The sequence below is a fragment of the Rhodococcus sp. (in: high G+C Gram-positive bacteria) genome (assembly GCF_049286785.1).
GTDB lineage: Bacteria > Actinomycetota > Actinomycetes > Mycobacteriales > Mycobacteriaceae > Rhodococcus_F.
In genome coordinates this window covers 1-7,697 of sequence record NZ_JBAQEO010000692.1, presented here as the reverse complement: position 1 = coordinate 7,697, position 7,697 = coordinate 1, and the positions used below count along the sequence as shown (strand labels likewise).

Below are 7,697 nucleotides of genomic sequence, written 5' to 3'. Positions count from 1 at the left end.
CCGTACGCGCATCCGCGTACCGTGATCAATCGCTAGAAACCGCACTCGAAAAAGGGGCCCCGCCCCGGCTGGGGCGGGGCCCCGCTTCTCGGGTTGCTGGTGCTCGGCTACCCGAGCAGTGCCTTGTTGGCGTCGATGAACTGCAGGACCTGGGGATCGATGTCGATGCCCTGAGCCTTGACTGCGTCGATCGCCGATTCGACGGCGTCGGCATACGGCGACGCGGTGCTCGGGATGCCGCTGGTGAGGTCGGGCAGGGCCGGTGCGGCGGGGACCTCGGGCTTGGTGGCCGGCGCCTGGCGTGCGGTGGGAGCGCTGCTCAGACCGAGGCTCGAGGAGCAGGACGGCCATGCGCCCCAGCCCTGGGAATCGAGCACGCGCTCGGCGACGACGATCTGCTCTTCGCGAGAAGCCTGGTTGGCGGCGGCGGCATACTGGGTGCCGCCGTGTGCGTTCCAGGTGCTGGGCGAGAACTGGAGTCCGCCCTGGAAACCGTTACCGGTGTTGATGCCCCAGTTTCCACCGGACTCGCACTGTGCGAGGCGGTCCCAATCGGAATCGGGGGCAGCGTTTGCGGTGCCCGAGAAGGCGGCTCCGGCGACGCCCATGATGGCGCCGGTGACGGCAACCTTGGCGACGGTGCGGCCGGTGGTGGTGGGCTTGCGATGGCGTCCGCTCATTGTGGTCGAGATCCTCTCCACACGCGCCTGCGAGGTCAGCTGTCGGGTTCGGGCTGAGAGGTCGCCCGGCCTCTCCTCTCCTGGCTGGAGAGGGTCTGGCTTCACCCCGAGGTCGAGTCGTGCGCTGCACGGCCGGACCGGTGTCCTTCTGGGAACTGTCGTTCCCTGGAGGACTGTTGGGTCCCCCGTCCCCGTCCCTGGAATGCTTCGTCGGGACTCCGGTACCCGCGGGACAGGGTTTGGCGCGGCGGGCCGGATGTGGCCGAGATTTGCTCGACCGGTGACGACGGTAATGGGCCGAGGCCTCGATGTCACCATTTGATAACGCGGAGTGTCTTCGGTTGATGTAGAGCCTGATTGGCGTTCGCCGGACTCTTCCCAGCTAGTAGCGATGAGGGCAGTTGATCGTCTCGCCGTTGCCCTACCGTTATCCGGACGTTATGTGAGAAACGTCACACGATCCGTGGTGCGTCGACAATGTCTTTGCCGAGGGGCATCAGCGAGATGGGAATCATCTTGAGATTCGCGACCGCCAGAGGGATGCCGATGATCGTGATCGCCATCGCCAGTGCGGTGACGAGGTGCCCGATCGCGAGCCACAATCCCGCCACGATGACCCAGATCACGTTGCCGACCAGTGAGCCGACTCCGGCAGTGGGCTTGTTGACGACCGTCTTCCCGAAGGGCCACAGCGCGTAGACGCCCACCCGGAACGATGCGATGCCGAACGGAATGGTGATTATCAGAATGCAGCAGACGATCCCTGCCAGGAAGTAACCCAGTGCGAGCCACAGTCCACCGAATATCAGCCAGATGATGTTGAGGAGCAGTCTCATGATCGTCCCGTCGGAAGATGTAGGAGGAGGCAGGCGAAGGTCCTGTCAGCGCGCGCGTCTGCCCTGTCTCAACGCCGCGATGATGCCGAGAAGAAAACCGAGGGGGCACGCGAGCGCGATCACGTACAGGACGAGGCCGGGGTCGCTGTCGGTGAGTAGTGGGGTGAGGAAGATGGCCGTGATCGCGACGACCCCGACGGCGAAGAGTGCGAGTGCGGTGCGCACCAGGCCATCTTTTCCGCGAGGGGTGCGTGGAGTGTTCGGAGACGATTCGTGGGCCACACCGGCAACGATAACGCCTGAAACCCGGATGTCGGACGGGGTGTGTGCAAGGTAGACTGAGGGCTCCTGCGCGTCCCGCACCTGAGGTGGGGCGCGTTGTTTTGCATAGCAAGGTTGCAGAGCGACACATGCATACGACACGTGCATACCGAACTGCACCTCAAACGATGAGCGGGTGAACGCGGTGCCGACCGGCAAGGTGAAGTGGTACGACGTCGAAAAGGGTTTCGGCTTTCTGTCACAGGAAGAGGGGGAGGACGTCTATGTGCGTGCGTCCGCTCTGCCCGAAGGTGTCGAAGGCCTCAAGGCCGGCCAGCGAGTCGAGTTCGGAATGGCTGCCGGTCGCCGCGGCCCCCAGGCGCTGAGCCTGAAGGTGCTCGATCCGGCACCGTCCGTGCGCCAGCACGCCGGACGCAGGGAGCCGGAAGCCAGGAAGCACACGCCGGACGAGCTGCACGGGATGGTCGAGGACATGATCACGCTGCTCGAGGCGAAGGTGCAGCCCGACCTTCGTAAGGGCAAGTACCCGGACCGCAAGACGGCCCAGCGCATCTCCGAGGTAGTCCGCGCCGTGGCCCGCGAACTCGACAGCTGAGTTCCAGACAGCCGTCTGCAGTCGGCGAGAAGGGCCCCCGCACCATGCGGGGGCCCTTTGCTGTCGGCGGGTCAGGCGGCCGTCTTGATCGACCAGGCCGCGCGCGCATGCGTGAGTCCGCGGTCGTCGATCACTGCGGAGGGCAACTGGATCTCGACTCCGGCGAGCTGAAGGTCCTCGGACGACGGGATGGTGACCGCATGCACCTCGCCGGCGTGGTGCGCTTCCTCACGAACGACGAGTTGGCCCGCCCGGTCCTGGTAGATCGCCATCAGCCGCCACGGCGCGTCCACGATCTCCTGCGGAAGCGACAACTGGAGTGGATAGCCGGCGGGGACGTCGATCTCGGCGAAGTCGCTGGTGACGCAGTCCTCCAGGTACAGGCTGCAGTACACCAGCGGTGTTACCTGCGCCGCGCGGTCGTGTGCGAAGGCTGTGATGACCGGAGGCTCGGCGGGTGAATCACGGACGAGTGCGTACACGACCCCGACGAAGGCCACGAGCACTATCACCAGCCCCACCGATATCAGTGCCAGGATCTTCTTGGTACGCGCCTGCATGTTCACTACTCGTTTCTGTTCGATCGGGCGTGCGAGAGGGGCTCGGTGATTTCCTGTTCGGCCACAACCGGCCGTTTGCCTCCCAGCCCGGGCAACAGGGTGCGTCCGCGATAGCTGAGAACGGTCTGAACGAGTCCGACGGTCATGACGGCGGAAACCACGCTGAAGCCGATCCAGTACTCGGTGGGCAGCAACACTCCGAGCGCACCGCCGACGACCCAGCTCAACTGCAGCACAGTTTCCGACCGGCCGAATCCGGATGCGATCGATTCCTCGGGAAGGTCGTGTTGCAGCGAGGCGTCGAGCGACACCTTGGCCAGCGCGCTTGCGGCGGAGGCAACGAGAGTGGCCAGTGCGGCGGTCATCAGGTTGTCGGTGAGGGCGGCGAGCACGGCGATGAGCCAGACGCCACCCGTGCATCGGAGCACGATCAGCGCGGGACGGCCGAGCTTGAGCCGGGCACCGGCAGCGTTGCCGCTGAAGTTGCCGATACCGGCGGCCGCCCCCACCAGTCCCAGCATGGCGGCCTGGACGAGCGGTTCGTGCTCGGTGCGGGACTTGGCGACGAACGCGATATACAGGGTGAGGAAGCCGGTGAGGACACGAATGGTGCTGTTACCCCACAGCCCCGTGATCACCTCGCGTCCCAGGGGCTGCCTGCGCTTGCCTGACTTCACCGACGCCGCACCGTCCGGAGTCATGACGCGAGTGCGTCCGATGACTTCCGTCGGGCGCTCGTCGCCGTGGTACGTGAGCGTGGCCGGAACCTCACCTTCGGTGACCTCCACCCAGGACGGGATGCGCATACTGAGGTACGCACCGAGCACGGTCACCACTGCGGCCAGCCACAGCGCGCCCACCGATCCGGTGGCCATGGCCAGCGCGCCCGCAAGGGCGCCTGCGCCGATGGTGCCGCCGAGGAGGCCGAAGACCGTGAGCCGTGAATTGACACGGACGAGATCGATCTCGGGTGGCAGCACACGCGGTGTGACCGCGCTCTTGAGCACCGAGAACGATTTGCTCAGCACCATCATTCCCAGTGCGGCCGGGTAGAGCACCCAACTGTCGAAGTTGAAGACCAGGGTGATCGCGAGGATCGTCCGGAGACCGAACGAAGTGGCAAGCGCGAGGCGCCGGCCGTGCTGGAGCCGGTCGAGCATCGGGCCGATCAACGGAGCGATGATCGCGAACGGCGCGATGGTGATGAGGAGGTACAGCGCCACCTTGGTCTTGTCCTCGCCCGTCGCGGCCGAGAAGAACAGCGTGTTGGCGAGAGCGACGGCGATGGCGGCATCCGTCGCGTTGTTTGTCATCACCGCGTACGTGAGCGCCGTGAGCCCCGACTTGTCCGCGCCGTCGGCCTTTGCCGCGCGATGGAACGTGGCGATGCCCTTGTTGGTGAGTTCGCGGCTGCGCATGGCGGCAACCCGGGTGACCGTCAACTTCCGCGGCATCGGGGGAGCCTTGGGCGCCTGCGCCCGCTGTTCGCCGGATCGCGGCCGCTGCGGGTTGTTCACCGGATGCAACGGGGGTAGCGGTGTGCGTCTGCCACCGGAACGCGCCGCGGCCGGAGGGTAATTGTCGTAACCGGGATGAACGGTGGACCCGGGATTCTCGTCGTCGCCCCGACGGCTGTCGGGGTCGTAGGGCTCGCGCGGTCCGGTCACCCCCCAATTCTGTCCTAGTGGGGAGACATACGACCACAGCAACCCCGGGCACCGCTGGTCACCCCGGCATGTCAGCGGACGAAACGTACCTCGAACATGCGCGGCCAGTACTTTCCGGTGAGAAGGAACCGGTCCGTTCCGGGGATCTGGGCGATCCCGTTGAGAACGTCGATGTCACGCGGGCCGTCGGGAAGCGACGCGCGCAGGCCGCCGGCATCGATTTCCGCGGTGACAGTTCCGTCCGCCGGGTTGATCCGGACCAGCGTGTCGGTGGGCCAGTCGTTGGCGTAGATCATGCCGTCGTCGGCGCATTCGAGTTCGTTGAGCCGGAGTGGTGTGTCCGTCCCGGGCGCAGTGTCCGGTTCGACCGCGAGAGTGCGGCGCGGATCGAACGTCTCGGGGTCGCGGAACGTGAGCGTGGCCGAGCCGTCACTGGTCACGAGAGCGTGCGGCAGCGCACAGATGCCCCAACCCTCCCCGTCCAGCGGGACCTGCCGCTTCTCGGCGAGAGTGACGCGGTCCCGGACCACGGCAATGCCGTCGCGCCAGGTGAGCTGCCACACCTGCTCGCCCACCGCGGTGATGCCCTCACCGAACAGCGGCGACGGCAGTTCCGCGTGCGCTCGAAGTGTGCCGGTCGCGAGATCCGTGGCTCGTACCCACGACTCCCCGCTGCGGCCCGTACTTTCCAGCAGGTCGGTTCCGTCGATCTCGAGTCCCTGGGTGAAGGCGTTCGGATCGTGTTCGAGAACCCGGAGCACCTCCACGCCCATGGCCGCCTGCCGGGAGCTTGCTACCGTCGGCTCCTGGGCGGCGCAGGAGCCGAGCGTTCCCGCGAAGACGATGAGGGTCACCTTCAGCAGGGGGCCGGTGCGGTGCCGCCGGGCGCTCATCAGGCCAGCATGCCAGCCCAGGTGGGCACCGACTTGCGGTAGTGCGGCAAACTGGACGTGTGAGTGTTGCTTCTTCCGACGAGCGCGCAGTGGCGCGTCCCGTACTGACCGACGCCGTCGACCTCGCTCGAGCCGCGCTGGCCGAGCTGCAGGAAGGGGGGGTCGGCGACTACCTCGGGGTCACCGCCGAGGACGAGTTCGCCGCGACTCACCGTTTCGCTGCAGATCTTCCCGGTTATCGAGGCTGGCAGTGGGCCGTGGTGGTGGCTGCCCCTCCGAATTCCGATCATGCCACCATCAGTGAACTCGCCCTGCTGCCCGGACCCGACGCACTGGTTGCGCCCGAATGGATCCCGTGGGACCGGCGGATTCGCCCCGGTGACCTCGCGGCAGGCGATCTGCTGGCTCCGCCCGCCGGTGATCCGCGGCTCGTTCCCGGTTATGTCGCCACCGGCGATCCCGAGATCGACGAGACCGCATTTGCGATCGGGTTCGGCCGACGACAGGTGATGAGCCTCGAGGGTCGTCTCGACGCCGCTCAGCGGTGGTACGAGGGCGACCACGGACCGGAGTCCGAGATGGCGAAGGCCGCGCCGTCCACGTGCGCTCTGTGCGGTTTCTATCTTCCACTGGCCGGCTCGCTCCACGCCGCGTTCGGTGTGTGCGGAAACGAGATGGCGGAGGACGGCTACGTGGTTCACGCCGAGTACGGCTGCGGTGCCCATTCGGACACCACACTGCCGACGGGTGCCGGGTCGCCTCAGTACGCCGCCTACGACGACGGGGCGGTAGAGATGGTCCAACTCGACGCGCCCGGCTCAACGGTCGAGACCGCTGCCGAACCCGCCGCCGCCGAAAGCGCGGATGCCGATAACCCGGCCGCCGAAAGCGCGGATGCCGATAATACGGATACCGACACAGGGGAAACCGCATCGCCGAACAGCTAGCCGATCCGTTCGGAACCGCTGCGCTCCGAGAATCCACTCTGCTCGCGTGGCGTTCGTCGCCCACCAGGCTGCGTGAGGACACTGCGGCGGAGTTGGATCTGGTGCGCGCCGGTTACCGTGACCGGGTCCTGACCGAACTGGCGCAGAACGCGGCCGACGCGGCGTCGCGGGCGGGCGTCCCGGGTGTCCTGTCCGTACGACTCGACGGCCGTGTCCTGAGCGTGGCGAATACGGGAGCCCCAGTGGATGCGGCCGGCATCCAGGCGCTCGTCGCGTTGCGGGCGTCGAACAAGGCCGAGGGGACCGTCGGCCGGTACGGTGTCGGGTTCACCGCGGTTCTGTCGGTGAGCGACGAGGTGGAACTGCGTTCGACGTCCGGTTCCGTCGTGTTCTCGGCGGAGAAGACCTGTGCTGCTCTCGCGGAGTCCGGCATGGCGGTCCCGCAGGACGTGCCGGTACTTCGATTGGCGTGGCCTACCGTGAACAGTCCGGTTCCGGGGGCGTCCTCGGAGGTGGTGCTGACCCTGCGAGACGGCGTGGACGCGCAGTCCCTGCTGGCGTCGATGGCCCGCGAGGCGCCCGATCTCCTGCTGGGGCTCCCCGCTCTCGAATCGATCACCGTGGGTGAGAAGGTCTTTCGCAGGAGTGACAAGCCGTTGGCGTCGGGTGTCACCGAGATCGAGATCGGTGACGACCACTGGTGGCAGTTCGACACCGGGCGCGCCCGGTGGCTGGTTCCCGTGCGTGACGGCCGTGTCCGGCCCGTGTCCGAAGACGTGCTCCGAGCTCCCACCCGCTCGGACGAGGAACTTTCGATACCCGCAATCCTGATCGCGGACGTCGCCATGCAGCCCGACCGCCGACGCGTCCTGCCGGGCGTCCCGGTGGCCGCACTCGCGAGGGGTTATGCCGACTTCGTGGCCGCTCTGCCTCCCGGGCAGCGCCTCGAACTCGTTCCGATCCCGGCATTCGCCCGCAGTGAGTTGGACTCGGAGCTGCGCGAACATCTGGTGGCCGAGCTCCGGGAGCATCCATGGCTGCCCACCGTCGGAGGCACCGACCGGGCGCCCGCCCGGGCCTCGGTGGTTCCCGGCCTCACCGGCGAGCTGGCCGAACTTCTCGTCGACCTCGTCGACGGACTGGTGGTGCCGGACCTGTCCGGCCCCCGCTACGCGCGTGCCCTCGCCGCCGTCGACACCCACCGGATCGGCTTGGCGCGCATCACCGAACTGCTCAG

9 protein-coding genes and 1 riboswitch are annotated in these 7,697 nt (G+C 67.1%); of the genes, 3 read left to right on the top strand and 6 right to left on the bottom strand.

Features of this window, described 5'->3' with window-relative positions:
- Positions 1 to 107: 107 nt before the first annotated feature.
- The 3 genes from WAW17_RS25115 to WAW17_RS25105 form a co-directional block, all read right to left on the bottom strand.
- Entirely contained in the window at positions 108 to 680 is a 573-nt protein-coding gene (locus WAW17_RS25115) for a transglycosylase family protein (protein WP_422335590.1), read from the bottom strand.
- Between the two features lie 8 nt (positions 681 to 688).
- Positions 689 to 903, bottom strand: a riboswitch (cyclic di-AMP (ydaO/yuaA leader).
- Positions 904 to 1,132: 229 nt separating this feature from the next.
- Positions 1,133 to 1,516 carry a YccF domain-containing protein gene (locus WAW17_RS25110; RefSeq protein WP_422335589.1) on the bottom strand — a complete coding sequence of 128 codons (384 nt, stop codon included), beginning with the start codon at positions 1,514 to 1,516 and terminating at the stop codon, positions 1,133 to 1,135.
- 45 nt (positions 1,517 to 1,561) lie between these two features.
- The gene (locus tag WAW17_RS25105; protein WP_422335588.1) at positions 1,562 to 1,741 is read right to left on the bottom strand and encodes a hypothetical protein; all 180 of its coding nucleotides are present in this window, start codon (positions 1,739 to 1,741) and stop codon (positions 1,562 to 1,564) included.
- Positions 1,742 to 1,982: 241 nt separating this feature from the next.
- Here WAW17_RS25105 and WAW17_RS25100 point away from each other — a divergent pair, with 241 nt between their 5' ends.
- Positions 1,983 to 2,393 (top strand): cold-shock protein, encoded by a 411-nt coding sequence (locus WAW17_RS25100; protein ID WP_422335593.1) that lies wholly within the window; start codon positions 1,983 to 1,985, stop codon positions 2,391 to 2,393.
- A 71-nt stretch (positions 2,394 to 2,464) separates the two neighbouring features.
- Here the strand turns inward: WAW17_RS25100 and WAW17_RS25095 are convergent, their stop codons facing one another.
- The 3 genes from WAW17_RS25095 to WAW17_RS25085 all read right to left on the bottom strand — a co-directional run bounded on the left by WAW17_RS25095 (position 2,465) and on the right by WAW17_RS25085 (position 5,513).
- Positions 2,465 to 2,953 carry a DUF2771 domain-containing protein gene (locus tag WAW17_RS25095; RefSeq protein WP_422335587.1) on the bottom strand — a complete coding sequence of 163 codons (489 nt, stop codon included), beginning with the start codon at positions 2,951 to 2,953 and terminating at the stop codon, positions 2,465 to 2,467.
- Positions 2,954 to 2,958: 5 nt separating this feature from the next.
- Positions 2,959 to 4,620, bottom strand: a complete 1,662-nt coding sequence (locus tag WAW17_RS25090) for an MFS transporter (RefSeq protein WP_422335586.1) — start codon at positions 4,618 to 4,620, stop codon at positions 2,959 to 2,961.
- A gap of 71 nt (positions 4,621 to 4,691) precedes the next feature.
- Entirely contained in the window at positions 4,692 to 5,513 is an 822-nt protein-coding gene (locus WAW17_RS25085; RefSeq protein ID WP_422335585.1) for a glutaminyl-peptide cyclotransferase, read from the bottom strand.
- Between the two features lie 89 nt (positions 5,514 to 5,602).
- Between WAW17_RS25085 and WAW17_RS25080 the strand changes: the two genes are divergently transcribed.
- Both WAW17_RS25080 and WAW17_RS25075 read left to right on the top strand, forming a co-directional pair.
- Positions 5,603 to 6,460 (top strand): DUF3027 domain-containing protein, encoded by an 858-nt coding sequence (locus WAW17_RS25080; protein ID WP_422335592.1) that lies wholly within the window; start codon positions 5,603 to 5,605, stop codon positions 6,458 to 6,460.
- Positions 6,461 to 6,498: 38 nt separating this feature from the next.
- A partial coding sequence (locus WAW17_RS25075; protein ID WP_422335591.1) for a sacsin N-terminal ATP-binding-like domain-containing protein occupies positions 6,499 to 7,697 on the top strand: 1,199 nt, incomplete at its 3' end.

Coding starts and splice junctions, on each gene's coding strand:
- WAW17_RS25115 (WP_422335590.1), bottom strand. CDS start 680: ATGAGCGGACGCCATCGCAAGCCCACCACCACCGGCCGCACCGTCGCC.
- WAW17_RS25110 (WP_422335589.1), bottom strand. CDS start 1,516: ATGAGACTGCTCCTCAACATCATCTGGCTGATATTCGGTGGACTGTGG.
- WAW17_RS25095 (WP_422335587.1), bottom strand. CDS start 2,953: ATGCAGGCGCGTACCAAGAAGATCCTGGCACTGATATCGGTGGGGCTG.
- WAW17_RS25085 (WP_422335585.1), bottom strand. CDS start 5,513: ATGAGCGCCCGGCGGCACCGCACCGGCCCCCTGCTGAAGGTGACCCTC.